Source organism: Streptomyces albireticuli (assembly GCF_002192455.1).
Lineage (GTDB): Bacteria > Actinomycetota > Actinomycetes > Streptomycetales > Streptomycetaceae > Streptomyces > Streptomyces albireticuli_B.
The window spans coordinates 1360385-1384039 of record NZ_CP021744.1 but is presented as its reverse complement, the minus strand read 5'-3'; the positions used below and the strand labels follow the sequence as shown (position 1 = coordinate 1384039).

The following is a 23655-nucleotide window of genomic DNA, read 5'->3' as shown; positions in this document are numbered from 1 at the left end:
GGCTCAGAAACCGACTACTCGCCTCCGTTTGATCTGGAGACGTCCATCCGCAATCGCGTCAGCGCGTGCTTCAAGTGCAAGTACGGCAGCCACCGCGAGGTCAATCTTTCGTTTGGATCGTGGCGAGTCCTTCGTGATGAGATCGCCTTGAGGAACTTCGCGGATAACCGCCTGAAGAACATGGCGAGTCAGCTCGGGCTCACCGACATGGGAGAGGTCCCCGACCATCACGGCCGTGCGGAATCGCTCCACGGCCTGAACCATCCGAGTCGGTTTGTTGGTCCAGAACTCGTATACGTAGTCGTCACCCCACTCGACCGCCCAGCGGCCGATGTTTTCCTGCCACCACGGTGGGTCGGCGTACATCCACTCAACCCGGTAGGTCTCGAAGGCCCGCTTCACCGCGGCCTCCACGGAAAGCACGTCAACTTCCCAGCTGTCCTTAGCGTGTTCGGGCCTGATCCACTGCCCGAGAGTGAACAGCTTGGCGTCGTGCAGGCGAATCCCTACCAAAGCTGTTCCGTCACCGCGGACACTTCCGTCGAAGCCAATGGCTATCTGCTCGCCGGCCTGGATGTCGTTGATGGCCTCGCAGGCATCCCACTCGGCCTTCGACATCCAACCGTCGCTGGACTCCGCGATCTGGTTGAAGAAGAAGCGGCAGTACGTGGAATCCGGCGTCGTACGGTCGTAGAGGATGGTCTTGGTCAGGCCGTCGATGTCGGCCCAGTGGGCGTCGCCGTACGCCTCGATGAGCGCGGCCCTGACCCTCTCCTCATCCCGGATGTCCTCGACCTCGATCGAGCCTTCCAGGCAGTCATAGAGCCAGAATCCCTGCGCCACCATGTCGGACTCGTAGATGATCTGCGCTACGGAATCCTCGTTGGGATTGAAAGCGTTGGTGGTGGTAATCCAACGCGAACCGGCCTTAGTTGTCTTCTCGATGTTGCGCTTCAAGGTCTGGTAGAAGTCCGGACCTCCCGTGCTTCCCACCCAGTGGTGCACCTCGTCCATCACGCAAAACGAGGGCCGGTTGCCTTCGTTGGTCCGGCCGGCGGTGGCCTTCGGAGCGATCGAGCCGGGCTTGCCCGACTTGAACTGGACCATGGACTTGGAGATCTCAAGGCCGTACTCCTTCTCGGCCGGAGACTCCGACAACATGCCCCGGATCATGTCAAGCGTCTGTTGCGTTTGATCGAGCGCCGTAGCACCAAGCTGAACTACCGGAAGTGGTACACGCTTGGCCACCGGCATCCCGTTCTCATCCCAGTGGGAGAAGCGGCAAGGGCCGATGAACTCTACGATCGCCAACGCGGCCAAGAGGGGCGTTTTTCCCCACCCTTTTGCCCGGCGAAGAGTGCCGGCCGCGTACTTCCAGGTACCATCCGAATTGAGGGCGTAGAACCAGAGAACGAACTTCAACTGCTCCGGCGTGAACTTCCACGGCTCGCCCGCGGAATCGCCGTCAGGCTGAACGATGTAGGTCTGAGCCCACCGGATGATCTGGTAGCCGAGTGTTTCATTGGGTGCCGGAACACCCTTCGGGAGGTTGCCTGTCTGCACCGGCAACACCCCCCTAGGAACAGGGGAGAACCGTTCTCAACCCTCACTCAGCAGCTTGAAAAGCTCTGCATCCATATCTTCATCCGAGAGCTTCCTGCGCCCCTCCTGGGCCTTCTCGACCTCAACCGACTTGTCGAAAGACATCCGAAGCCGGGCCCTGTCCTCTGTGGTCGCGCCCCACTTACCAACCCGCTGACGGATCTCAGGGGCGTACTTCATGTCGCCCAAGTAGAAGGCGTCCACCAACTTGGTGACGATCTCCAGCTCGGCCCAGTCCGTCTCCATCCAGTCCTCGGACTGAGGGGAGGCGGCCCAGGTCATCCAGAAGCGCTTGGCCCCGGCCGTCGAGATGCCCAGAGCCCTCGGCAGTTCCCTGCCCTCCCCCGACCGACCCGAGAGCTTCTTCTCACCAAGGGCGTGATCCGTGTTGCGCCGGACCGCGTTCGGGTTCGGCGCCGGCCCGCGTCGCGTTGCCATCAGATCACCACCCTCAGCAGCTCGGGAGAGACTCCGTGCAGCTCACCCAGCTCCTCCAGCTCGACCACCGCGGAGCGGTGCCACTCGCGCTTGAGGGCTGCCTTCGAGGGGTGCTGGGCTCGGAGGCCGGCGGGCTCCTGGTCGTACTCGTCGGCCCAGGAGTCCCAGGCGTCGGCGGTCATCGCATCATCACTCCATGAATGAACTAACTGGACCTGCCCTAAGGCCGGGCCGCGTTTCGGGGAGCGGACCGGACAGGTGGGTGCTCGGGCGAGTAGGCTGCCGAGGCCGTCTGGAGAGGCCCCTGGCTTCAACAGGGACCTGCCAGGTCCCTGCCGTTTACAGAGACCTCGTAGGCCCCCTGGATCGACAGGGGTCTCGGAGGCCCTCGATTAGAGCGAGGGCCTACCAGTGGTCTGAGGCCCCGGCTTAAACGGGGGCCTCAGTCATGCCGATCCTCGTAGTAGGTCTTGAGGGCGTGGCACTTGCCGCACAGCACCCAGAGGTTGTCGAGGTCCCAGGAGCCGCCGCGGCTCACCGAGACGATGTGATCGACTTGGAGGTTTTCCCTCGTCCCGCACTTCTGACAGGTGAACCGGTCGCGCGCAAGGACCCTGGCCCGGCGCGAGGACCAGTCGCCGGGCCGGGACCTGTTCCGGGCGGACCTCCTGTCCCAGCCCTTGCGGGCCGGCGGAGCGTGCTCGTCGCAGCGTCCTGAGCGGACCGTGACCTTGGTGCAGTCGTTGACGTAGCAGATGCTCTTGGCACGAGGCATCAGCCCACCCCCTTGTGACGTTGGAATCCCGACGAGGCCGGACCATCCGGTTCAGATGTCTGTGTGTGATGCGCTGCTGCATCGGGATCGGTGAATCGACAGGGACTCGAACCCTGACCTGCCTCCCGGACAGGGAGGAGTGCGCGCCTACACCGCGATTCCAGTCGGGAGGTTGCCCGGCCGCAGCCGAAGGAGATCAGCCTCGGCCGGTTGAATGAGTGGCCCCGGCTGGGTTCTGATCTGGCAGCCGGGGCCAATGCCTTCCTGGACCTCGACTGGAAGAGCTCAACAGGAGGTCTGACAAGAAGGAACCTTTGAGAATCTAGGTCTGGCCTGACCTGTTCTTTTAGAGAGCTTCTAACTAACTTCTTCTCTCTTTCTTCTTCTCACTATAAATGTCGGTGTCGCAGAGGTAGCCAGGGGACAGGAGTGGGTAGGGATGTGACACGGATCTCTCGCTTAGCCCGATCGGATGCATGGCGTGTGAAGTGTGTCCCATTTTGGGATGTGAGAGCATTCGACGAGGGGGCGTTCCTCAAGATCGAGTGCTAGGGTCAGGCCAGCGAACTTCGACTGGCCGCAGCAACCAAGGAGTGGGAGACAGGTGGGGAAGCTTCTTCCAGACCTCAACACGCTGATCCGCCTGAAGGAACAGGACCTCACGGATGACCAGATTGGCGCCCGGTACGACGTGAGCGGCCAGGCAGTGAACAAGGCCCTCACCATCGGCGGGTACTACACCCAGGCCGTGTCCAGGGAGGTGATTGAGAAGGCCATCCCTTGGACTGTCAAGCGCACGGAGGGGTCTGGTAGTCACCACAACACGTACCTAGGCAAGGCCGTCATGGCCTATCTGCGGGTCGCTATGGGCGATGAGACAGCCAAGGACAGTCACCGTCTGGCCGCCAAGCGTCTGCGGGCTCGCCTGCTTCGTGACGAGAAGGTCATCGACTACGATCCTCGGAGCAAGGACGGCTTCAAGCTCGTGGATAAGGAAGAGAGGGATGGCGCTCTCATCTTCCGCTGGCCTGCGGACAAGGCGCTGCCAGAGGGAAAGATTCTTGACGCCATCACGCTGTCGGACGTGTGACCGCCAGTGCAGGAACGGCAGAGCTTAACCACAAAGGCCCTTGGCTGAGCCAAGGGCCTTCATGATTTTTCAGTCTCGGAGGTGCCGGCCTGCGGGCCTCGCCTCTACGCGCATCTACTCCATGAATGACGCAATAACCTCTCGCTCGCTTTCCTGGAAGCGGCGAACTCGGTTAGCGATTGAGTCGAAGCCCGCCATGAGGGTGCGGGAGGATGCGTACACTGTGTCGGCATCCCTGATCTCACAGCAGGCAACGAATCGAGCCGCTCCGACATCTTCGGTCCAGGCTTCTACTGTGACAGGCTTCTCGCGGTAGACGAGAGGTCGCCTGAACTGAATCGTCTGCTCGAAAACAAAGAAGTTCTTGGTGAGACGTTCCTGCGGATCACTTGGAATCAGATCGGAGAACATGCGGATTCGGGTCTCCTCCACGTAGGTGGAGTATGCCCCGGAGTTCACATGCCCGTTTGAGTCCATGTCGGACCAACGCAGTGGCATGGCGCAGATGAACCGAGGCATGGGTTACTTTCCATGAAGGGCAAGCGGCGGCGTTATGAATCCGTCTACTCCCTCGGGCCACGTCATGAGAACAAGCCGCAAGTGCGGATGAGCGCTGGGAATAAATACCTGCGAGATGCAGTCAATCGGCTGGTTGTTGAAGAACGGTAGCCGCAGGCGGTAGTGATGCCCATCGCGATTAGCCACGACGGAAGGGTCCTCATCCCAAAGGGCCTTGATAGTGGGGTCTTCGAGAGCTTCGAGGAGGAGATGAGCAATGGGAGTGTCGTGTCCACGCTTTGCGATCTCCAGGCGGATCATCGCGAGAAACACACGGACGTGGTTCTCCCACCCCTCGTAGACGCCACGGGCCTCGGGGTAGAGCATGACGTACCGCATCAGGTTGGGTTCCGGGTCGTGGACCCAAGGACACCAATCAGCCATGGCCTTGTTGAAGGCCACGATGCCCCAGTTCTCGTCCGAGATATAGGCGGGCCGAGGTCCTTGCTGTTCGAGAATCCATGTCATGGGGCGGAGACGGACATCGTCGTCATGGAGGGTGACATTGACCGGGGCGGGCACTCCCATCGTCAGGAGGAACAGCGTCATGCGCTCCGAGTCGTCGAGGCCGAGACAGTCTGCGATGGCGAGGAGCGTTTCCGTGTCGTACTTGACCGGTGTGCCGGCCTCGAACATGCGGTACCACTTGTCGCTCTTCCCGCTGGCCTGCTGAACCCGAGCTTGAGGCAATGGACCGGTCAGCCCCAGCTCTTTTCCGCGCGCAGCGCGCCAAGCTTTGAGGTATCGAGTCAGGTTCGACGCCACCACGAGGTCCGACGTGTTGTCCTCGTACACCGGTTGCCTTCCTTCTGCTTCCGTACGGGGTTGATCTTCCCCGCTAGCTAGACACTGAGGATAAGACCTTAGTTGTATGGCAAAAGTCCAGAGATTTTAGGACTTACGTCACAAGCGCTGCGGACCGGTAAAAAGTTACCGGTAACCACTTACCGGTTGAGGGTCGGCAACTACTGTCCGAAAGCCGGTAACTACTTACCGGTGAGAAAGTGCCGCCTTCCCCCTGCTATACCTGCACTTGATCGACGGAGTGTCGCCTTCCGGATACGTTGGATAGCGAGCAGGTCTGTCGTGTTCATGCCTGGAGTGCGCCATTGCGTCAGGCGTGTGCGACCGGATGGAAGGGTTGTGATGTCCAACACGGTTGGGATGTGACACAAGGTGTCTTGAGATGCCTTAGGGTGGCTTCAGGGCCGCTTTGAAATGACTGGGCCGCGTAGGTCCGATAGAAGAGAGGCCGGCAAAGAGTGTTTCAGACCTTCAAGAACCTCAAGGTCAGCGAGCGTGCAAGCGAGATCCTAAAGGCGATATCGAAGGCAGACATCACATGCAGGAGTCGTGACTACACCGCAGCTTCCGGAGTCGTGACCATGACGGCTCACGGCCTCGGTAAGGTCACGTGCGTCACCGTTGCGGACTCAATGGCAGAGACGGAATGGGAGGTGATGATGAAACTGCAAGAACGTATCGGCTGCCGCCTTGAGAGCGCTGAGATCATCCTTCATGAAGAGTGCAACTGGCCGCACCCGCGAATGAAGGGCTCTACCCGTTTCATTCAGTTCGAGATATTCGAGGAGTACGCATGACCGTCGAGGCCAACTATCAGCGCTGGGCCGAGATGCCCCGCTCTGTCTCGCAGGTCACGGAGTTCGAGGAGTGTCCGTACAAGAGCTGGCTCAAGCGGGTCGAGCGGATCGAGCCCAGGCCGGCGGCTTGGAGCACCCACGGCACGGCCTTCCATAGCGCGGCCGAAGCGTTCGAGAAGTCTGGGCGAGAGCTGACGGCCGACCAGGCCGTCAGCGTCTTCCAGGACGAGTACAGCAAGGGCATCAACCGGGATCTGGGCAAGGTTAACGACATCGACCAGTGGATGCGGGCGAATCGCGGCACGGCCGCTGAGGACCTGGAGGAGCGGTTCGCCACGGGCTCTGAGCAGACGCGGCGCTACGTGGAGTACGTACAGGATCAGGCTCCGGTGCTCTGGCACCCTGACGGTAAGCCGGCCGTCGAGATGTACTTCAAGACCGACTTCGGCGGCGTTAAAGTCCGCGGCTACATCGACCAGGTTGTGTTGAACAAGGACGAGACTCTGCGGGTTCGGGACCTTAAGACCGGGTCCACTAAATCCAAGTTCCAGCTCTGGGTGTACGGCATGGCGCTGAATCAACTTCACCCTGAGGAGGAGGTCACCAATGGAGACTGGTACCTCGCCAAGGGCCACAAGCTCTCCCGGCCGGTCAAGATGGCCGACGCCAACAAGGACGAGATCACCGAGCGCATTGTCAGCATGGATCAGGGTGTGAAGTCAGGCGACTTCCCGGCGAAGCCGGGCTTCGGCTGCCGCTTTTGTGATGTGTCCCACGGGTGTTCTTTTCGCTCATGAAGTTGGGATGTGACACACTGATAGAAGGGAAGATCCTTGTTTAGTCTCAATCAGTCCGTCCTTGTCCGGGGTGCGGCCGGCGAGCCCATACCGTCCCCCTACCGCGGACTTCAGAAGCTCGAAGTCGAGTTCAGGCGGGGAGACTTCAGTGTTGTGTGTGCCGGAGGCGGCACCGGCAAGAGCCTCATGGCCCTCTTCCTGGCCACCTGGTCCAACGTCCCGACGCTCTACTTCAGTGCGGACAGCACCGCTGCCACGCAGCTTTCCAGGGCCACGGCCATGATTACGGGCGACAATGCCCGTGAGGTCAAGAAGGCCCTCGTGGCAGACGACGGATCGTTCGGCAAGTACGAGGAGGCCCTGAGTAAGCGGTGGTGGCTACGGTTCAACTACTCGGCCCGGCCGACACCCAAGGACATTGAGTTGCACCTTGAGTGCTACCGCGAAGTGTTCGGCTGTTACCCGCACTTGGTGGTTATCGACAACATCACGAACGTGGATGGCGGCGGGAGTAGCAACGCCGAGGAGTACACCTTCGGCCTCGAAGGTCTCTGTGACTATTTCAACGAGATGGCGCGTGAGACCAGGGCTCACGTCATGGCCATGCACCACGTTGTAGGGGAATATAGTTCCGGCATCAAGCCCATTCCCCTCGACGGCGTTAAGGGCAAGATCGGGCGCGTCCCCTCCGTCGTGCTGACCATCCATGCCGAGGTGGATGGGATGCGGGGCAGGACCCTGCATATCTCGCCGGTCAAGAACCGCGAGGGGTTCACCGACCCTTCGGGGGAGACGTACGCCTCATTCGAGGTAAACACGTCCAACTTGCAGATCGCCGATCTGAACGAGGGAGTGTTCTGACTCACAGTATTTAAATTTGCTCCGCAAGTTGGGATGTGACATGCTGGAACCAGTGAGGAAGAGGGCATGAATAAGCTCAAGAGCGGATACCGACTCTGTGTGGGTTGCCAGAGGAATCGAGCAGAACGGTTCTTCACCTCAACCAGGGCGAGGATCTGCGCAACGTGCCACAAGAAAAGGCGGAGCTCTGCCTCACATGAGGCCCGGGTCCAAACCGTCTACGGCCTTGAGGCCGGCGACTACGCCAAGCTCCTGGACGCCCAGGGAGGCGTCTGCGCCATCTGTAAGCAGTCCAGGGCGACGCGGCTCGACGTAGATCACGACCACACCACGGGACTTGTGCGCGGTCTTTGCTGCGCCAGGTGCAACCGACAGCTCCTCGCCCGCGGCCTGCGAGATGACCCTCAAGTCGCCCGCAGTGCGGCCGACTACCTAGAGAACCCCCCAGCGTTCCGCTTCATCGGTAAGCGGTATCACCGAAAGGACGGCAAGAAGTGATCTCGTACGACGGCGGCCGGCTCCACGTCACCCTGACCCGTAAGGCGGGCCTGATTAAGCTCGCACGCCTCCTGGAGGCGGAGGCCGCCCTTGGGATCCATGAGGAGGTCACGGTCGTATACAAGTGCCGCAACGGTGCCCTTCGTCAGGTCATGCCCGTTGAGGCCCTGGCCGACATGGTCAAGCGAGAGGTCCAGGCGCTCAAGCGGCTCCGCCTTGAGCGCGCGGTCAAGGTTGGGATGTGACGTGCGGAGGCCGGGTATCGCTGATGTCTTCCAGCACTACTACCCCGAGGTTGATCTGAAGGACCGGGCCGGTTGGCAGAAGATCCACTGCCCCGAGCACCCCGAGGAGAACCCGTCGGCATCGGTTAGTTCATTCAAGGACCGCTGGCACTGCTTCGCCTGCGACATCAGCGAAGACAGCTACGACGTGATCATGAGGAAGGAAGGCATCGGGTTCCGTGCTGCTCAAGAGTTCGCCGCAGGCCGCTTCGATAGTGGAGATAGCCCAGAACTACAGCGAGAGCTTCCGGGGAAGCCCGGCCGAGCAGTACACCAACCGCCGCGGTTTGGGCAGTCTCGCGACCTCGCTGGGATTCGGGTACGTCGCGGCCCCCGCTACGGGGCATGAGAAGCACCTCGGGCGCCTGGCCATCCCGTACATCAGGCCGGCCGGCGGTGAATTCGCCGTCGCCACCATCCGGTTCAGGTGCATCAACGAGACCTGCCTCAAGCACCCGGACGGCTCCTGGCGGGACGAGGAGCTGCACGAGGGGCACGGGAAGTATCAGAGCCTCCCCGGCAGCAAGCCCCTCCTCTACAACACGCGAGCCCTCATAAAGCCGTCCCGGTACATCGGGATCAGCGAGGGCGAGTTCGACGCCGCGAGCGCCGAGCTGGCCGACATCCCCACCGTGGGGGTTCCGGGGGTCTCGGGCTGGAGGGATCACTTCGACCCGGCCTTCCTCGGGTACGAGGCTGTCTTCGCCTTCACCGATGGCGACGAGCCGGGCGAGAGGTTCGTACACACGCTGGCCGAACGCCTCCCCAATCTTGTCCCCATCGAGTTCGGCAAAAAGGTGGACGTGAACAAGTTCGTCAATGTGCACGGGCCCAAGGCCCTCCGAGAGAAGTGCGGTCTGGAATGAGTGCCCAAGACAACGTCAACTCTCCAGCGCATTACACGCAAGGCAAGTACGAGGTCATCGACATCATCCAGGCGTCCATGAGCCACGAGGCATTTCAGGGGTACCTACTCGGAAACATGACCAAGTACCTGATGCGCTGCCGGCACAAGCACCAGGACGGCGGCACCGAGGACCTGAAGAAGCTCGTCTGGTACGCCGAAAAGTTCATCGCCAATATCCGAGTGGAGAAGTAATGAAGCGAATCGTAGTCCTCCCGGACGTTCAGGCTCCTCTCGAAGACGGTCGGATGGTCCGTAACTGGGTCAACTTCGTTAAGGACTTCAATCCTGACGAGATCATAGGCATCGGAGACACCTGCGACTTCACGGCCCCCTCGCGGTGGAACAAGGACACCAAAGGCGAGTTCGAGAACGATGTGTTCGAGCAAGCCGAATACACGAAGCGGAGGGTGTTGAAGCCCACCCGTGAAGTGTTCGACGGCAGGTTCGGAATCCTCCGCTCGAACCACGGGGACAGGCCGCGGGACTACCTCCGGAAGTACGCGCCGGCCTTGTCTAAGACCGAGATGTTTGATGAAGCGAAACTCCTTGATTACGAGGGGCTTGAGATTAACGACCTGGGCGACTTCTACGACTTCACCGAAGGCTGGACTGCCACCCACGGCCACCTGGGCTTCAGCGCAAGTCGGTATGCGGGCGGTGCTGCCATGGCAGCAGCCCGCCGCATCGGGAAGAGTGTCGTCATGGGCCACGTACACAAGCTCGGGCTCATCAACGAGTCGCGCGGCTACAAAGGCAGCCTCCAGACCCTCACGGGTGTCGAGGTGGGTCACTTCATGGACATCAACAAGGCGACTTACCTGAAGCACGGCGCAACGAACTGGCAGCCCGGATTCACGGTTCTCTACGTCGGCTCGTACGGCGATGTAACCCCGGTTCTGGTGCCAATGGCCTCCGATGGTTCATTCACCGTTGAGGGTCAGCGGTACGGCGCGCTGAAGCGAGGAGCCAACGGGAAGTTCACTAAGAGGGTGGGGAATTGATGGAAGAGAAGCAGATCGACTGGGCGTACCTGTCCGATCTGGCAGGCAAGGTCGCCTACGTCATTGCAGAGCGCTGGCACATCGTTGAGACCGATGACGTGAAGCAGGCCATGTTGGAGCACGCGCTTCGGGAGCGGAAGAACATTGCTCCCGTGGCCGACAACGAGCGCATGATGCGCAAGATCTTCTACACCGCCGGCCAGCGGTACGCAGCCCGCGAACGCGTCTACCGAGACCTCATGGACGGTGAATACTTCTACACCGCGGACGAGGCCAGGAATGCCCTCAAGCTCCTGATCTACACCACGGACGAGTTCGCCAACATGATCGGCAAGAAGGACACGCTGAATCACTGCGAGATCACCGACAACTTGCACACTGCGCGCATGGAAGCAGAGGCCGGCCTCAAGAAGCTCAACGCCCGGTATCAACAACTCCTCATGTCTCACTACATCTTCGGGCTGCCAATCGGGAGTGAGGCCGACAAGAAGGCGTGTCAGCGAGGCGTCATAGCCCTCTCGTACGAGATGAACCGCAGCATCCGCAGGAAGGTCCGCGCATGATCGAGACACGCCAGGTCCATAATCGTGAGGATGTGACGATCGAGGTGGTTCATGACAACTCGGCACTCAACCCGATCTATCTCCGAATCCACTCCAAGAAGGAATCCTTCGAAGTCAACATCGACCGGCAGGATTTCCCCTTCCTGATGCACATGCTGAACGTCACCTACGCCGACACCCACTAAGGAGACCCACTTGTTCCAGACCGAAACCGCAGAGACAGTCTTCAAGCGCACCTACTCTCGCAAGAAGCCGGACGGCTCCATGGAGTCCTGGCCCGAAACCGTGCTGCGGGTTGTGGACGGCAACCTCGCCCTGGTGCCTGAGCGGTACCACGAGAAGGGTGAGCGGGAGGCCCTGGTCGAACTGATCCAGAGCTTCAAGTTCCTGCCAGCAGGGCGGCACATCAAGTCGTCTGGCGTCAACGACTTCGCACTGAACAACTGCTGGGCCTCGGGCTGGGTCGCCAGTGACCCTGCGGAGCACTTCCGGTTCACGCTCCTCCGCCTGGCCGAAGGCGGCGGCGTCGGCGCCAACTACAGCAGCCGGTACTTCCACCAGTTCCCGGTCATCGAGACCCGCGTCACCGTGCACATCGTGTGCGACCCTGCGCACCCGGACTATGAGGACCTGGCCGCAGCCGGACTCATCAGCGCCGAGTACGACTACGAGTGGGCCGGCGCCTACTCGGTGGAGGACTCCCGCGAGGGTTGGGCAGAGGCCCTGGGTGACCTGATCGACACGGCACACGACCCGGCGACCAAGCACGAGGCCCGCGTCTACGACGTGTCTCGCGTCCGTGGCAAGGGTGCCCCACTCCGATCCTTCGGCGGTACGGCCTCGGGGCCGGCGCCCTTCGCCAAGATGATGGTCGAGGTCGGCAAGATCCTCACCGACGCGGCCGGCTGGCCGATGAACGGCATGGACGCCATGGCCATCGACCACCAGATTGCAATGGCCATTGTGGCAGGGGGAGTTCGACGCTCCGCACGCATGAGCATCATGGCTTGGGATGACTCCCTCATTTGGGAGTTCCTAAAGTGCAAGGGTGACCAGCTCGCCATGTGGACGACCAACATCAGCGTGGAGGTGGACGACTCTTTCATGGCTGCTCTGGAGAAGGGCGACATGCACGCTCAGAAGGTCATGAAGGCTCTGGCCGAAGGAGCCATCAGCAACGGTGAGCCGGGCTTTTGGAACTCTTCTCTGACGGCTGAAGGAGAGGTGGACGGTACCTACACAACCAATCCGTGCGGGGAGGCCACATTGACCCCGTGGGAACCGTGCAATTTGGGTTCCGTGAACCTAGGTGCGTTCGTCACGAACGGCCAGGCGGACACAGGCGCCCTCTGGGACGCGCACTGGTACGCCACCCGCTACCTGATCCGAGCAACCTTCGCGAAGGTGGCTGACCCTAAGTCGGCCGAAGCTATCGCCAAGTACCGGCGCATCGGTGTGGGGCACCTGGGCTTCGCTGATTACCTGGTGAAGCAGGGCTTCAAGTACAGCAAGTCGCCGTACATCCCGCGCGTCCGCTCCGACCTGAAGTTTTTCGCTCAGGCCGTGGACCAGGCCGCCGTCGAGTACGCCAACGAGCTGCGCATCCCCGTACCGGTCAAGAAGCGCGTGATCGCCCCCACCGGCACCACGAGCAAGCTGGCCTCCGCCTCGGGGGAGGGTATCCACGCTCCGTTCGCCGGATACTTCCTGCGCCGAATTCGCTTCTCGGATCTGGAGCCCTCGGAGAAGGCCCAAGTCGAGGAGTACCGGAACAAGGGCTATCGGGTCGAGCCGTGCGTCTACGGCGCGAACACGTCCGTGGTTGAGATCCCGACCGTGGACCCGCTCCTGGTCGAGTACCCGGAGCACGCGGCTGCGTTCGAGCACGCAGGCGAGCTGACGCTTGAACAGATGCTTGCCGTGCAGCGGCTCTATCAGGAGTTGTGGGCAGACCAGGCCGTCTCCTATACGGCGTCGGTTGACCCGGAGAAGTATGACCTGAACGACGTTGCCCGCGTGATGGAGTCCTTCATGCCGGACCTGAAGGGGACCACCATCTTCCCGGAGACGTCCCGCCCCCAGACTCCGTACGAGCGCATCTCGGAGGATCACTACCTTGCTCGAATGGCTGAGCTGGAAGGCGCGTCGATGATTTCGGATACGGGTTACGACGAGGTTTGCGCTTCTGGCGCTTGCCCCATCTGAGACTCTACTCACAGCATCTCAAGTTGAGATGTGACACTCAAATCTGAGAGGATTTACTTATGAGCGAGAACCCCTTCGGAAACTCCCCCTGGGACACGCCGAATAACGGGAACACCACTACCGCCGAGACCCCCAAGGAGTCGCCCATGACCACTCCCACCGCCACCACTCAGGAAGGCGTCACGCTGAGCTTCAAGGGTGGCGAGGGGTACGACGCCTCGCTCCTGGTCCTGCGCGCCGCGACCATCGCCGACATGGATGCCATGCTCGATGAAGAGGCCGGCGCCCTCGCCTCCCTCATGAAGCGCATGGCGAAGATTCAGACCTTCAACACGGAGCTGAACTTCAAGGACAAGGGGGCGAAGGTTAAGCCCGCAGGCAAGGCCAGCTTCTCCGGCGGCAAGGTTCAGAATGCCGGTGACGGCGACCATCAGGGCGTCACCGACTGCGAGCATGGCCGGACTCACGTCGCTAAGAACGGCTGGGAGGCGTACTTCTGCAACGCCGACGAGCGTAAGGGCGAGGACAAGTGCCCGCCAGCCTTCTTCAACAAGAAGTCTGGCAAGTTTGAGCTGAAGAACTAGTTAGTTCGTTCGCTTCCCAAGTTGGGATGTGACATACGGGGCCGGGTGGCAGGCCCGGCCCCCGGCATCAAGGAGAACGGTGTTCTGCACCTAATGCGAGGAGATCCAGTGGTTCAGCTCCGATCCGACATGAAGGTGGATCTCATTGACCACCTTGGCGGAGACCACAGCATTGTCCGAGCGGCACGAGTTTCCTCCGGAACCTCTAGCGACCCGGTCAAGGACCGCGGCCTCCTCAACATGTTGGTTCGCGACCGACACGGCAGCCCGTTCGAGAGCGTCACGCTGCAATTCAAGGTAGAGGCCCCGGTCTTTGTGGCCCGCGAATGGTTCCGGCACAGGGTTAGTTCATTCAACGAGACCTCGGGGCGTTACAAGGTGATGGAGCCCGTCTTCTACAAGCCGAAGACTGGCCGACCGCTGCGCCAGATCGGCAAGCCAGGCGCGTACACGTTCGAGGCCGGCGACTACGAGCAGAACGCAGTCGTGGCCGGTGAGCACTACCGCATGGCCAAGGAAGCCTGGAACTCCTATCAGCGAATGCTCGACAAGGGTATTGCGCGAGAGGTGGCCCGAAACATCCTCCCCTTCAGCCTGTATACGTCCTTCTATTGGGCCGTCAACCTCCGTTCGGCAATGAACTTCCTCAGTCTGCGGTGGGCGCACGAGAACTCGACGGTGCCAACCTTCCTCTGTACGAGATCGAGCAGGCCGCTAAGCAGATCGAGAAGTACGCCACCGAAGTAGCCCCCGTGGCCATGGAGATGTTCAACAAGCACGGCCGTGTCGCCCCCTGATGGCCGGACTGGTTGACGTGCTCGCCTACTGCGAATGCGGATGCGGATTCTCGTTCGTGGACCAGTACGCCAAAGATGAAGAACTTCCCCTCCAGGCCGAATGCCCGGCCTGTGAAACACCTGGAGTAAACGAATGAGCTACATCTGGACCTCGAACGCCTACGAGGCCGGCAACTCTGAGATGGACCTCAAGAACGTACCGCTAGCCAAGGTGACGATCGAGGTCAAGGAAGAGAACAAGGCTCTCATCGAGACCCTGCGGAAGGACCTCGCCGAGAAGGCCCGGCAGCTCCGAGAGGTCAGGGACGCCAAGAAGTACTGGGTGCAGCGCTTCGAGGGCGAGCGCGCCGCGGTCCTCGAAGCTCAGGAGGGAATCAAGGTGCTCAAGGATCGACTTACGGCTAAGGCCATCGAAGCCGACACGCAGCGCTCCAAGGCTACGGCACTGCGACAGAAGGTCACCGACCAGGCCAGCCAGCTCCGTGAAGCCGAGAAGCAGGCATCAGCTGGTGATGGACACCGGTACGTGCGCCTGGTGAAGCATCTGACGGACCGGGAGTACCACCTGAAGGCCATCAAGTCTGATGCGGCCCGAGAGATGGCTTGGGAAGAGGGCCTGGGTGCCGAGGCGCGACTGAACGAGGTCGAAGCGGCCCTTGGAGCAGCCGGTGTTCGATAACTGGAACGAAGTCCCGATCTGGGTCTACGACCACAACAACATGACGGTCGAAAGGCGGGTCGGCCCCGCCGCTCCTGAGCCGGAGTTCCCTTCGATCCTTGAAGGAACTTACTGATGTTCAGGCGGAAGACAGAGCAGATCCGCCTCCTCCGCCTGGAGGTCGAGTTGGCCAATCAGCGGTCAGGTCACTGGCAGAAGGCGAACGGGCGGCTCAACGACTACATCGACGGTCTAGAAGCCGAGCTGGACATAGCTGTCCAGGAATACACGGAGCTGGAAGGCAAGTACACCGCTCTCATTGCAGAGCGCGAGGCTACGCAAGCCGCGGAGCCTCCTTTTTGAGCCCACGAAGTTGGGATGTGACACGGAGGAAGTGAATGAAGGCCATCAACTACGACATCAACGGCTCCGAGGTCCGCATCAACGTAGTTGAGAGTGAAGACGACCTTCCCGAGTTTCGCCGCTTCGTGGTCAACAACCGTCGAGCCCTGGGATTCGACACCGAGACCGACGGCCTCTCCTGGTGGGAGGACGGATTCCGAATCAGGCTCGCCCAGTTCGGGAACGCTCACGAGAGCTACGTCCTCCCCGTGGAGCGGGGCGGCCTCTTCCAAGAAGACGCCATCAAGGCCGTGGGCTGGGTCGAAACGCTGGCCATGCAGAACGGGACTTTTGACGTGCTCTGCATGGATCGAGTCTGGGGGGTGCCAGCCGAGACGGTCTTCCCCCGGCTCATTGACTCCCGCATCGTCGCCCACCTCGTAGACAGCCGGGGCCGCAAGGACGGCGGGATAGGTCACTCGCTCGAAGAACTCACCCGCCACTACGTCTCCGCGACTGTGGCCGATGAGGTGAAGGCGAGCATGACCGTCATCGCCAAGGAATTGGGAGTCAGGAAGTCCGAGATCTGGCCGGTGATCCCGCTGGAGCACGAGGGCTTCAACCTCTACGCCGGCATGGACCCGATCCTCGCCTACCGCCTGGTGAAGCTCCTCCAGCCCAAGATTCCGACCACGGCCCGCAAGATCCTCCGCTACGAACATGATCTGGCTGCCGCCTGCGCCTACATGGTGCGCCGCGGCATCAAGGCCGACGTGCCGTACATCGAGGAGTGCGCAGCCGAGCTGGCTTCGACGGAGCACCAGTACAAGAACATCGCGGCGAAGCTCGGACTGGAGAACATCAACAGCCCCAAGCAGGTCGGAGCGGCAGTCATCAGCCGGGGCATCATCCCGACTGAGACGACGCCAACCGGACAGCCCAAGGTGGACGACCACCTTCTCAAGGCCCACCTGGACGACCCGCTGTGCGAGGCCATCTACCGAGGTAAGAAGGCGGCAAAGGCCCGCGCCACATGGTTCGACAACGCTTTGGCCAACCGAGATGCGGAAGACCGGCTGCACGCCGATATCCGCTCGATGGGCGCAAGGACGGCTCGGATGGCGATTTCTGGAGCTATACCGGCGCAGACTTTTCCCTCCGGAGACTCGTTGGTCAGGCGCGGGTTCATAGCCGATCCGGGAATGGTCATCTGCGCGGTGGACTACAAGGCGCAGGAGCTTCGAGTTCTGGCAGCCCTGTCAGGAGACAAGGCGATGAAGAAGGCTTTCCGCGAGGAAGCCGACTTGCATCAGATCACCGCGGATGCCGCCGAGGTGGACCGTAAGACGGGGAAGATGACCAACTTCCTCACGGTGTACGGGGGAGGGCCGGCCGCGCTGATGAGCCAGGCTGGCGTCACCCGGGAAGTCGCTGAACGAGCCATCAAGGGCTTCTTCAAGGTCTTCCCCGGCGTCGAGCAGTACTCCGAGGAACTCCAACGTGAAGCGCGCCGGAAGGGCTACATCACCACGAACACGGGCCGACGCCTGTACGTAGACAAGCGGCGCCCATATGCGGCCCTGAATTATGCCGTGCAAAGCGCTTCAAGGGATGTCACCGGTCGAGCCATCCTCCGACTTATGGAAGCCGGGTTCGGAGAATTCATGCTCCTCCCGGTTCACGATGAGGTGATCTTCCAGTTCCCGGAGGAGCACGCACTGAGGGCCACAGAAAAGGCCGCTCAGATTATGAAGGAAACCCTGAGCGGCGTACTCATCGACACGGATGTGTCGGTGTACGGAAAGAGCTGGGGTTGCGGATATATGGCCGTAGGTCAGGTCTGCGACCTCTGCGGAGTCATCCACAACGAAATGGAGTTGGCGGCATGAGCGAGATGGACGGCTTCGAGGAACTGATCGGCGATTTCGCCAAGGAGATGGAGAACAAGGCCCTGGAGCAGGTTGCGAGCACGGCCTTCAAGGCTGCCCGCCTCTGCGGCCTGGTCATGAAGGAAGCCAAGGAATGGGGGGTCCCGAAGGGTCTAGCCGAAGGCATGGCCGCCGACCTGTGGCAGATCGTCATGATTCCGGCCGAGTCCGAGAGCGTGGAGGCCGGCGAGTGAGCTACGCGGACTACTACGTTGAAGGCGATGAGTGTGGATACACCGCCCTCATTCATGACCCCTCCGGAGAAACCGTGGCCGAAGGCGGCTGCACCTGCTGTGCGGGCAACGAGGTCACTCTTCAGGCGCTAATCGACTCTGCTGACTACGACCAGAAGAAGCGGGAGGCCACCAAGTGATCCGATACCTGCGTTTCACGTCTCCGGTCTGCGTCACCTGTAAACGCATGAAGCTTCTGGTAGCGCAGGAAGCGATTACGGCCGATCTGCATAACCAGGTCAGCTTGTAAAGACTGCCTGAAGCTCATCAAGTCTGCTGGGGTCCGTCGGATCGTGCACCCGGGTCGCGAAAAGGTTGTCGAGGTTCATCTTCGGTCGGTAGGCTAGGCCCTAGTTGGGCTGTGACACTACAGCTATGGTCTGCCTCATCGCTTGGAGCGCTCGTGGAAATCGTGCAGGTCGTCCGGCTTACAGTCGAGGGTGACACCTACGAGGGCGAGGTCGATGACCTCGAAAAGGTGAAGCGCCTCACCGAGCTGGAAGAGGCATACAGCCAGAGTAGGGAGGCCCTCTTGGAAGCCCTCCAGGAGTACGGGATCGGCGTGGCGAGCTCCGCAGGCCCCTCGTTCACCGCTAGGCCGGCCTCCCCGAAGAAGGGCGGAGCATCATCCGGCCCTGACGCCGCAGACGTGAGGGCCTGGGCCGCGACGCTTACCAACCCGGTGCTCCCCCTGTCTGCGCAGGGCCGCATCCCCGCTTGGGTCAACGTGGCGTACGAGCAGAAGCTCAAGGGCGCTGTGCTCGAAGAGGCCGTTCAGCAGCACGCCTCCCCTGACTTCCTGAAGAAGTACCAGGAGGCGAACAAGAAGAAGAAGTGATCTTGGCAGTTCGAAGGCCCCCTCTCCGGAGGGGGCCTTCGCCATGTCCAGCATGACTTACAGGACCCTCAGCGCCGGGCGTACTCTGCGGATATGAGTACCGCAGGCGAGCGTTTGAAGGCTGCCCGCAAGTGGCGGGGGCTGGGACAGGAAGCGTTGGCGCGAGAGTCCGGTGTCAGCGTTTCAGTGATTCGACAACTCGAACAGGGGGCGCGAGAGACGGCCCGCACGGAGACGTGGCGCAAGCTGGCTTTTGTGCTGCAAGTGCCCACCATGCGTCTGTCTGACGGACTAGACGAGCAGGGTCCGCACGAGGACACCGTGGAAGAGTGGACGGCCGTTAGCGAGGCCCTGCACGCCCCTCCAGGTCGTCTGACTGCCGAGGAAGGCGAGCCGCCGACGGTCGCCGGCGTCAGGGCCGTCGTAGACGAGGCTCTGCCCTATTTCTCTGGTCAGTTCGGGAAGCTGGCCCGAGTCCTGCCCGGGATCCTTCGCGACGCGGCGGACCTTGGGGAGGAGGGCCAGGCGCTACGTATCCGAGTGCTCCAGCTTGCTGGCTGGTCCTTGACGGCAACCCGGCAGTGGGACTTGGCCGAGGACGCGCTAGAGAGGTCCCTGGACCTGGCGACGGACCGCATCCAGGCCGCTGAGACGGTTGACTGCCTGACGTGGCTATACCTTCGCAGGGGCGAGCTGGACCGATCGCGGGACGTCGCGATCCGGTGGGCCGATGACCTGGAACCGGTAAAGATGCGGAAGGCGACACCGGACGAACTCTGTGCTTGGGGCCGGATGTTGCTGCGGGTATCAGCGTCGGCGATCCGGGACAACCGGGGTGGCGAAGCATCGTCGGCCATGAAGTGGGCGGGGGTCGCAGCCAAGGCCCTGGGCGAGGAGCACAAGCCGTCGCCCTATGTCTCGCTGAAGACCTTCGGCCCAACGACGGTGGCGTTGAAGGTGATCGAGAACGCTGCGGTCACCGACCATCCGGACCAGGTGCTGCGGATGGCCAAGCGAGTGCCCCGCGGCGCTGTCATGCCGACTGCGAGCAACATGAACCGTCATCAGCTCGACGTGGTGGACGCGCAGGCTAAGACCGGCGACTACTCGGGCGCGGTACAACGCTTGCTGAAGGTCAAGAAGAAGTACCCGGAGTGGCTAGGGAACCAGCGCTACGCGAGTGACGTGGTGACACGCATCGCGGAGAACCGGCGACTGATTACCCCAGAGCTGCGAGAGGTCGCGACCGTCGTCCGTGTGAACCTCTAAACGATCACTCGTGGTAGTTCCGCGCGGCGGGGTGCGGAACTACCACAGACACGCAACTCCCACCTCCCTAACCTCGTGGCCACGCTGACGATTCGAGGGACGGCGAGGCGTCATGAACGGCACGACTAGCACTGCCGAGTACAAGGTGGACCGCGCGGGGAACGTCGGGGCGGTCAAGCGCCACGACGATGGGACGCTGTGGATGCGCCCGCCGCAGGGCGGGGTCGAGTGGCACGTGGAGGCCGGGGAGCTGCGCGACCCGACGCCCAGGGAACTGCACCGCGCTCGTGTGCTCGGTTCCCCGGTCGGGACGGTGCAGCCGTGATGGGTTTCCCGCCCGCAATCGACTTAGGGCTTCGGCCGGCACCCGTGCACGGCTGCCAGATCTGCATACGTGCCGCCGCGTGGCGGGCCGCGTATGAGACCGGCCGGGGGGCACCCCACGGGTACGCGGACCTGGCGGCGGCCTCCGGCTGCTCCCAGGAGATCCGCAACCACCCCCACGAGCCTCGTGTGTTCGCGCTGCCGATCGCACCCCCTACGGCGGTGACGGAATGAGCGTGCGCGCACAGGTGCGTCGGGTCTGGTACAAGATCACGTCTCACCCGGACGTGCCGGCCCGCGTGTCGGGGTCCTGCCTCGGGGAGAACTGTAAGTGGTCGCTGGCACCGACCGCCGAGACTATGGCGGCCGGTGAGGAAATGATGAAGCATACCGCCGCGACCGGTCACAACCGGTTTCAGCGCTTCATCGAGGACGAGGCGGTTGTCTCCCTCACGGAAACGGGCGAGAGGATGCGCCGCACTCTGCGCAACGACCGCGAGCTGGTGGAGAAGCCCTACGCGAAGTCGGTCCTGGCGGCCAGGGCCAGAACCCAGCAGCGGGCCGCGGAAGTGGCCGCCGAGCACGCGAGGGCCGAGTGATGAAGGTCGCCGCCGCAATGCTGTGGGTGACGTTGTGGGCCTTCCTGGCCCTGTGGGCGATCATGCCGAGGCGCAACGGCCCCTGATCTCCTGGCCCCCGGTGAGGCCCGCGTGGGCCCGCCTCTGCTTCGGAGTGCAGGCGGGTGCGACAGCGGTCCCGTCCCAGCCGGGGGTCAGGTGCAAGTCTCTGCTCCGCAGCGCATCTATGACTTCCTGCTCCCGGCCGGTGAAGCGGCCCGGTAAGGAGCGGGAGACAACGGCCCGGCCGGCCGCACGCCCCGTGAAGCGGAGACGGTCGGTCGGGTCCACCACCGCTCTTCCGGCTGCACGAGGGACAGCCGGAAGGCCCCAAGACTCCGCCCGGTCGGATGGGACGTCACAATCTCGGCCGGGCGGGCCAAGAAAGGACGCAAGTGCACCACCTGATCTCGATCATCACCGGCAGCTGCGAGCGGTGCGGGGCCGACATCCTCAGCCCCGAGCCGGGGCAACGCTTCTGTGGCGGGTCGTACTGCCTCACCCCTGGCGGCGCCCACCCCTACTAGCCCCCAGCAAGGCACCTACTAGTGAGAAGGGACCACACGCGGGCGCCCGTTGCGGAACGATGCCTCATCAAGAGCGGGCGTGACGGACGGAGAAGGTGACCATGACGGAGTACGAGTACGAGATCCCCCGAAGGGGCCAGGTGCCCAACAAGATCGACGCACGCGCAAGGGCCCACCTGGGGGCGCAAGGCAAGCTGATCTGCAAGGTGTGCCACTCACGGCGGGTGTCCGTCCATGACCAGGGCACGTTGGGTGTGCTGATCATGTGCGAGGAAGATTCCTGCCAAGCGGCGCACACGATCTTTCGATCGTGAGGAGAAGGCATGACCTGCACTGCCTGCAACAGTAGCAACGTGACTGTCTACCCGCAGGAAGACGGCTCGGCATACTGCGAGTGTGGCGACTGCGGTGTTTCGTTCACGATCAACCCGTAAAGACGGCCCCGGTCGGCGTTCAGGAGAACGCCGACCGGGGCTTCGTCTAGGGGGTTAGTTCATTTCACGCAAGTTGGGATGTGACTTGCACGCCCTTCGGGGCGGGCTGCTGGATGATGCCAGTCTCGTAGAGCGACTTCGGGATCTTGGTTGAGCCGAACTGGGCCTCGACGACCTTGGCCATGTCCGGATCATCGAGCAACGCAGGCTTGGTCCAGTGCGGTGGGACGTTGTACGAGACCGTCACCCAATCGTCTGTGTCGGCGCCCGCGACGCCAGCCGTCTTCGCCAGCTCTTGCAAGTTTCCGAGGTGGACCACGACTCCCATCTCTTCCATGCCGGTCAGGGCAGGATGGAAGACCAGGATCTTGACATGGTTGTCCAAGAGGTACTGACGTCGTTCACCCTGCTTCATGCCATTCCACACGTCCAGCCATCCTCGGCCGGTCTCTCGGATCTCGACCTTGGCCGGGACAGAGGGCTTCTCGCCCAGGGCCTTCTTGCGGGCCTTGAGCGTCTTCAGGCGCTCGCGGTACTCGTCCTCTTCGTCATCCCAGTCGCCTGCCTCGAACTGCCGACGGAGGCGCGTGATGCGCTTCTCCACGTCGGCTATCTCTGCCGCGTGGTCCTCGCCAGCGATGGTTACCTTCTCGTACTCCTTGTGGTCTGCGAACCGGTCCTTGATCGTGTCCGTGAAGAACTCCTCGAAGAACTCGGAGTCGATCTTCGACTTGTACTCGCACTTCTCGCCGTAGTGCTGCGTCTTGCCTCGGCACCGGTAGTGGTCGTACCGATAGACCTTGCCCCGGCTGTGAACCGTGTCCCGGTTCCGGTACTGAGGCCCGAGGCAGTTTCCGCAGGCGGAGACGGTGGACAGCAGGGCGGCATCACCCCGCTCCCGCGTCGTCTTCTTCTCCTTGCCCTTCAGGATCTCCAGGACGGCCGACCATTCCCCGTAGGACAGGTGAGCCGTGTCCGTGAATAGCTTGTACTCGCCCGTGTCGTGGTCTTCCACAGGTTTACCTTTGTGTATCTGAATGCCAGCCATGGTCGGGCTCATCAGCATCCGCTTGAGCGGCGTGACATGCCAGGCCGAAGATTCCTGGTCGGCCCGCATGGAAACCGAGCCGAGCTGGTTCTCACGTACGTAGGCGGACCAGGACGGGATCTCCTGCTCACGCAGCTCACGAACCGCCTGGGAAATTGAGTACCGGGGAGCGCCAAGGAAGTTCATCGCCACGTTCCGCAGGATCGGGCTGAAGTAACCCTCCCCTTGCAGCGTCTTGTGTGCCGATGCCGCGTCCAGGACGGGTATGTACCCGGCCGGCAGCCAGCCACCCCCGTAGAAACCCTTCTCGCGGAGGTACTGCTGAGAGTCCATGATCCGCTTCGTGATCCTCTCCAGTTCCTTGGTCGCCATCGTCGCCTTCGCGTAGGCGATCATGCGGCCTTCAGGGGAGAGGATGTCGAACGAGGGGTCATCAATGATGATGAGGTTCTTGCCCCAGTCCATGATCTTCTGCACGAAGGCCATGAACTGAAGATCGTTACGGGACATGCGGTCCTGCGTCGAGACTGCTATTAGGTCCCACTGCTCGATGGCCTCCGGCTTGAGCCACTGTCCGAGCTTCGGTCGCTTCCAGGGTGCCATGCCACCGGAAACGGACCGATCCTCCACCTCTGCTACGACGTGATGGTTGCAATCGATGGCCCAGGTCCGGAGAACGTTCAGCTGTCGCTCGATGGAGGTGGACTTGTCTCCATCACGGCTCAGGCGCGCTGACAAGATCACGCGCTGTGGGGCAGGTGGTGTTGCATGGAACATGCTGACCATCTTCCTGCCCAAACCTCCATGACCAGGAGGTTCGGGCCTTAGTGACAGTAGGTGTGTTCCGAAACACGTTGGCTAGGTCCGGCGCCGAAT

At 61.9% G+C, this 23655-nt stretch carries 32 protein-coding genes and 1 pseudogene; 26 read left to right on the top strand and 7 right to left on the bottom strand.

From position 1 onward, the window contains the following. Positions 1-3: 3 nt before the first annotated feature. The 4 genes from SMD11_RS06015 to SMD11_RS06000 form a co-directional block, all read right to left on the bottom strand. On the bottom strand, positions 4-1563 hold the full coding sequence (locus SMD11_RS06015; protein WP_234365921.1) for a terminase large subunit: 1560 nt from the start codon (positions 1561-1563) through the stop codon (positions 4-6). A 36-nt stretch (positions 1564-1599) separates the two neighbouring features. Beyond that, the gene (locus SMD11_RS06010) at positions 1600-2040 is read right to left on the bottom strand and encodes a hypothetical protein (RefSeq protein WP_087925440.1); all 441 of its coding nucleotides are present in this window, start codon (positions 2038-2040) and stop codon (positions 1600-1602) included. Further along, positions 2040-2222, bottom strand: coding sequence for a hypothetical protein (locus tag SMD11_RS06005; RefSeq protein ID WP_087925439.1), 183 nt, complete (start codon positions 2220-2222; stop codon positions 2040-2042). The genes SMD11_RS06010 and SMD11_RS06005 overlap by 1 nt, the downstream gene beginning before the upstream one ends. 260 nt (positions 2223-2482) lie before the next feature. Continuing rightward, a complete protein-coding gene (locus SMD11_RS06000; RefSeq protein WP_087925438.1) occupies positions 2483-2815 on the bottom strand; it encodes an HNH endonuclease in 333 nt (110 codons plus the stop codon). A 604-nt stretch (positions 2816-3419) separates the two neighbouring features. Here SMD11_RS06000 and SMD11_RS05995 point away from each other — a divergent pair. Beyond that, on the top strand, positions 3420-3905 hold the full coding sequence (locus SMD11_RS05995; RefSeq protein ID WP_087925437.1) for a hypothetical protein: 486 nt from the start codon (positions 3420-3422) through the stop codon (positions 3903-3905). A gap of 114 nt (positions 3906-4019) precedes the next feature. On the opposite strand, the gene SMD11_RS05990 is transcribed toward SMD11_RS05995, so the two are convergent. Both SMD11_RS05990 and SMD11_RS05985 read right to left on the bottom strand, forming a co-directional pair. Further along, positions 4020-4382, bottom strand: coding sequence for an acyl-CoA thioesterase (locus SMD11_RS05990; RefSeq protein ID WP_234366353.1), 363 nt, complete (start codon positions 4380-4382; stop codon positions 4020-4022). Positions 4383-4427: 45 nt separating this feature from the next. Beyond that, positions 4428-5258, bottom strand: a complete 831-nt coding sequence (locus SMD11_RS05985) for a helix-turn-helix transcriptional regulator (RefSeq protein WP_087925435.1) — start codon at positions 5256-5258, stop codon at positions 4428-4430. Positions 5259-5725: 467 nt separating this feature from the next. Between SMD11_RS05985 and SMD11_RS05980 the strand changes: the two genes are divergently transcribed. The 25 genes and pseudogenes from SMD11_RS05980 to SMD11_RS05860 all read left to right on the top strand — a co-directional run bounded on the left by SMD11_RS05980 (position 5726) and on the right by SMD11_RS05860 (position 21611). Further along, positions 5726-6064, top strand: a complete 339-nt coding sequence (locus SMD11_RS05980) for a hypothetical protein (protein WP_159395235.1) — start codon at positions 5726-5728, stop codon at positions 6062-6064. After that, on the top strand, positions 6061-6861 hold the full coding sequence (locus SMD11_RS05975) for a RecB family exonuclease (protein ID WP_234365920.1): 801 nt from the start codon (positions 6061-6063) through the stop codon (positions 6859-6861). Before SMD11_RS05980 ends, SMD11_RS05975 begins: the two co-directional genes overlap by 4 nt. Positions 6862-6897: 36 nt before the next feature. Beyond that, entirely contained in the window at positions 6898-7722 is an 825-nt protein-coding gene (locus SMD11_RS05970; protein WP_087925433.1) for an AAA family ATPase, read from the top strand. Between the two features lie 66 nt (positions 7723-7788). Continuing rightward, positions 7789-8220 carry an endonuclease VII domain-containing protein gene (locus tag SMD11_RS05965; protein ID WP_199843806.1) on the top strand — a complete coding sequence of 144 codons (432 nt, stop codon included), beginning with the start codon at positions 7789-7791 and terminating at the stop codon, positions 8218-8220. After that, positions 8217-8465 carry a hypothetical protein gene (locus tag SMD11_RS35320; RefSeq protein WP_159395234.1) on the top strand — a complete coding sequence of 83 codons (249 nt, stop codon included), beginning with the start codon at positions 8217-8219 and terminating at the stop codon, positions 8463-8465. Before SMD11_RS05965 ends, SMD11_RS35320 begins: the two co-directional genes overlap by 4 nt. Continuing rightward, positions 8356-8652 (top strand): annotated as a pseudogene (locus SMD11_RS37220) (CHC2 zinc finger domain-containing protein); the annotation flags it as partial. The gene SMD11_RS35320 and the pseudogene SMD11_RS37220, both read left to right, overlap by 110 nt. Positions 8653-8683: 31 nt before the next feature. Further along, a complete protein-coding gene (locus SMD11_RS05955; protein WP_234365919.1) occupies positions 8684-9370 on the top strand; it encodes a toprim domain-containing protein in 687 nt (228 codons plus the stop codon). Then, a complete protein-coding gene (locus tag SMD11_RS05950) occupies positions 9367-9603 on the top strand; it encodes a DUF3310 domain-containing protein (RefSeq protein WP_087925431.1) in 237 nt (78 codons plus the stop codon). The genes SMD11_RS05955 and SMD11_RS05950 overlap by 4 nt, the downstream gene beginning before the upstream one ends. Then, entirely contained in the window at positions 9603-10412 is an 810-nt protein-coding gene (locus SMD11_RS05945; RefSeq protein ID WP_087925430.1) for a hypothetical protein, read from the top strand. The genes SMD11_RS05950 and SMD11_RS05945 overlap by 1 nt, the downstream gene beginning before the upstream one ends. Continuing rightward, complete coding sequence (locus SMD11_RS05940; RefSeq protein WP_087925429.1) at positions 10412-10975, top strand: hypothetical protein; 564 nt, start codon at positions 10412-10414, stop codon at positions 10973-10975. Before SMD11_RS05945 ends, SMD11_RS05940 begins: the two co-directional genes overlap by 1 nt. Further along, positions 10972-11160 (top strand): hypothetical protein, encoded by a 189-nt coding sequence (locus SMD11_RS05935; protein ID WP_087925428.1) that lies wholly within the window; start codon positions 10972-10974, stop codon positions 11158-11160. The genes SMD11_RS05940 and SMD11_RS05935 overlap by 4 nt, the downstream gene beginning before the upstream one ends. A 10-nt stretch (positions 11161-11170) precedes the next feature. Then, on the top strand, positions 11171-13180 hold the full coding sequence (nrdJ, locus tag SMD11_RS05930) for a ribonucleoside-triphosphate reductase, adenosylcobalamin-dependent (RefSeq protein ID WP_087925427.1): 2010 nt from the start codon (positions 11171-11173) through the stop codon (positions 13178-13180). Positions 13181-13326: 146 nt separating this feature from the next. Next, positions 13327-13764 carry a hypothetical protein gene (locus SMD11_RS05925; RefSeq protein ID WP_087925426.1) on the top strand — a complete coding sequence of 146 codons (438 nt, stop codon included), beginning with the start codon at positions 13327-13329 and terminating at the stop codon, positions 13762-13764. Between the two features lie 108 nt (positions 13765-13872). Further along, entirely contained in the window at positions 13873-14511 is a 639-nt protein-coding gene (thyX, locus tag SMD11_RS05920; RefSeq protein WP_159395232.1) for an FAD-dependent thymidylate synthase, read from the top strand. 183 nt (positions 14512-14694) lie between these two features. Beyond that, the gene (locus SMD11_RS05915; RefSeq protein ID WP_087925425.1) at positions 14695-15240 is read left to right on the top strand and encodes a hypothetical protein; all 546 of its coding nucleotides are present in this window, start codon (positions 14695-14697) and stop codon (positions 15238-15240) included. 114 nt (positions 15241-15354) lie between these two features. Further along, positions 15355-15582, top strand: coding sequence for a hypothetical protein (locus SMD11_RS05910; RefSeq protein WP_087925424.1), 228 nt, complete (start codon positions 15355-15357; stop codon positions 15580-15582). A 35-nt stretch (positions 15583-15617) separates the two neighbouring features. After that, positions 15618-17450 (top strand): DNA polymerase, encoded by a 1833-nt coding sequence (locus SMD11_RS05905; protein WP_087925423.1) that lies wholly within the window; start codon positions 15618-15620, stop codon positions 17448-17450. After that, positions 17447-17683, top strand: coding sequence for a hypothetical protein (locus tag SMD11_RS05900; protein ID WP_087925422.1), 237 nt, complete (start codon positions 17447-17449; stop codon positions 17681-17683). Before SMD11_RS05905 ends, SMD11_RS05900 begins: the two co-directional genes overlap by 4 nt. Beyond that, positions 17680-17862: a hypothetical protein gene (locus SMD11_RS05895; RefSeq protein ID WP_087925421.1), complete on the top strand. Its 183-nt coding sequence runs from the start codon at positions 17680-17682 to the stop codon at positions 17860-17862. Before SMD11_RS05900 ends, SMD11_RS05895 begins: the two co-directional genes overlap by 4 nt. 263 nt (positions 17863-18125) lie before the next feature. Continuing rightward, positions 18126-18560 (top strand): Lsr2 family protein, encoded by a 435-nt coding sequence (locus SMD11_RS05890; RefSeq protein WP_159395231.1) that lies wholly within the window; start codon positions 18126-18128, stop codon positions 18558-18560. 93 nt (positions 18561-18653) lie between these two features. Continuing rightward, the gene (locus SMD11_RS05885; protein WP_087925419.1) at positions 18654-19829 is read left to right on the top strand and encodes a helix-turn-helix domain-containing protein; all 1176 of its coding nucleotides are present in this window, start codon (positions 18654-18656) and stop codon (positions 19827-19829) included. A 112-nt stretch (positions 19830-19941) separates the two neighbouring features. Next, positions 19942-20154: a hypothetical protein gene (locus SMD11_RS05880; protein ID WP_087925418.1), complete on the top strand. Its 213-nt coding sequence runs from the start codon at positions 19942-19944 to the stop codon at positions 20152-20154. 229 nt (positions 20155-20383) lie between these two features. Continuing rightward, the gene (locus SMD11_RS05870; protein WP_159395230.1) at positions 20384-20752 is read left to right on the top strand and encodes a hypothetical protein; all 369 of its coding nucleotides are present in this window, start codon (positions 20384-20386) and stop codon (positions 20750-20752) included. 413 nt (positions 20753-21165) lie between these two features. Continuing rightward, positions 21166-21297: a hypothetical protein gene (locus SMD11_RS36810; RefSeq protein ID WP_267896806.1), complete on the top strand. Its 132-nt coding sequence runs from the start codon at positions 21166-21168 to the stop codon at positions 21295-21297. Positions 21298-21398: 101 nt separating this feature from the next. After that, positions 21399-21611: a hypothetical protein gene (locus SMD11_RS05860; RefSeq protein WP_087925414.1), complete on the top strand. Its 213-nt coding sequence runs from the start codon at positions 21399-21401 to the stop codon at positions 21609-21611. 184 nt (positions 21612-21795) lie between these two features. On the opposite strand, the gene SMD11_RS05855 is transcribed toward SMD11_RS05860, so the two are convergent. Further along, complete coding sequence (locus tag SMD11_RS05855; RefSeq protein WP_159395229.1) at positions 21796-23556, bottom strand: recombinase family protein; 1761 nt, start codon at positions 23554-23556, stop codon at positions 21796-21798. Between the last annotated feature and the right edge of the window lie 99 nt (positions 23557-23655).

Coding starts and splice junctions, on each gene's coding strand:
- SMD11_RS05975 (WP_234365920.1), top strand. CDS start 6,061: ATGACCGTCGAGGCCAACTATCAGCGCTGGGCCGAGATGCCCCGCTCT.
- SMD11_RS05885 (WP_087925419.1), top strand. CDS start 18,654: ATGAGTACCGCAGGCGAGCGTTTGAAGGCTGCCCGCAAGTGGCGGGGG.
- SMD11_RS05935 (WP_087925428.1), top strand. CDS start 10,972: ATGATCGAGACACGCCAGGTCCATAATCGTGAGGATGTGACGATCGAG.
- SMD11_RS06010 (WP_087925440.1), bottom strand. CDS start 2,040: ATGGCAACGCGACGCGGGCCGGCGCCGAACCCGAACGCGGTCCGGCGC.
- SMD11_RS05880 (WP_087925418.1), top strand. CDS start 19,942: ATGAACGGCACGACTAGCACTGCCGAGTACAAGGTGGACCGCGCGGGG.
- SMD11_RS05870 (WP_159395230.1), top strand. CDS start 20,384: ATGAGCGTGCGCGCACAGGTGCGTCGGGTCTGGTACAAGATCACGTCT.
- SMD11_RS05965 (WP_199843806.1), top strand. CDS start 7,789: ATGAATAAGCTCAAGAGCGGATACCGACTCTGTGTGGGTTGCCAGAGG.
- SMD11_RS05950 (WP_087925431.1), top strand. CDS start 9,367: ATGAGTGCCCAAGACAACGTCAACTCTCCAGCGCATTACACGCAAGGC.
- SMD11_RS05915 (WP_087925425.1), top strand. CDS start 14,695: ATGAGCTACATCTGGACCTCGAACGCCTACGAGGCCGGCAACTCTGAG.
- SMD11_RS06005 (WP_087925439.1), bottom strand. CDS start 2,222: ATGACCGCCGACGCCTGGGACTCCTGGGCCGACGAGTACGACCAGGAG.
- SMD11_RS05990 (WP_234366353.1), bottom strand. CDS start 4,382: ATGGACTCAAACGGGCATGTGAACTCCGGGGCATACTCCACCTACGTG.
- SMD11_RS05925 (WP_087925426.1), top strand. CDS start 13,327: ATGACCACTCCCACCGCCACCACTCAGGAAGGCGTCACGCTGAGCTTC.
- SMD11_RS05905 (WP_087925423.1), top strand. CDS start 15,618: ATGAAGGCCATCAACTACGACATCAACGGCTCCGAGGTCCGCATCAAC.
- SMD11_RS05910 (WP_087925424.1), top strand. CDS start 15,355: ATGTTCAGGCGGAAGACAGAGCAGATCCGCCTCCTCCGCCTGGAGGTC.
- SMD11_RS05945 (WP_087925430.1), top strand. CDS start 9,603: ATGAAGCGAATCGTAGTCCTCCCGGACGTTCAGGCTCCTCTCGAAGAC.
- SMD11_RS06000 (WP_087925438.1), bottom strand. CDS start 2,815: ATGCCTCGTGCCAAGAGCATCTGCTACGTCAACGACTGCACCAAGGTC.
- SMD11_RS05855 (WP_159395229.1), bottom strand. CDS start 23,556: ATGTTCCATGCAACACCACCTGCCCCACAGCGCGTGATCTTGTCAGCG.
- SMD11_RS05860 (WP_087925414.1), top strand. CDS start 21,399: ATGACGGAGTACGAGTACGAGATCCCCCGAAGGGGCCAGGTGCCCAAC.
- SMD11_RS05900 (WP_087925422.1), top strand. CDS start 17,447: ATGAGCGAGATGGACGGCTTCGAGGAACTGATCGGCGATTTCGCCAAG.
- SMD11_RS05940 (WP_087925429.1), top strand. CDS start 10,412: ATGGAAGAGAAGCAGATCGACTGGGCGTACCTGTCCGATCTGGCAGGC.